Annotated in this window: 1 protein-coding gene; it reads left to right on the top strand. The window is 65.8% G+C overall.

The features are described from left to right. Positions 1-275: transglycosylase domain-containing protein (locus tag QWY29_RS20445; protein ID WP_300963059.1), on the top strand; the 275-nt coding region annotated here is incomplete at both ends.

The raw sequence follows: 275 nt of genomic DNA, 5'->3' as shown, positions 1-275 counted from the left end.
TACTACGCCGACGGGAAGACCGAGGCGGGCCGGTTCGCGACCCAGGACCGCACCTCCATCTCCTACGACGAGATGCCCGACTCCATCAAGGACGCCGTGGTGGCCGCGGAGAACCAGTCCTTCTGGAGCGACTCCGGCCTGGACCCCAAGGGCATCGCGCGGGCCTTCTTCAACAACGCCTCGGGCGACGACACCCAGGGTGCCTCCACGATCACCCAGCAGTACGTCAAGGTGCTCTACCTGACCCAGGAGCGCTCCTACGAGCGCAAGGTCAA

The organism is Nocardioides abyssi (assembly GCF_030412915.1).
GTDB classification, from domain to species: Bacteria; Actinomycetota; Actinomycetes; order Propionibacteriales; family Nocardioidaceae; genus Nocardioides; species Nocardioides abyssi.
The sequence above is the reverse complement of the archived record's forward strand: the minus strand, read 5'-3'. Positions and strand labels throughout refer to the sequence as shown.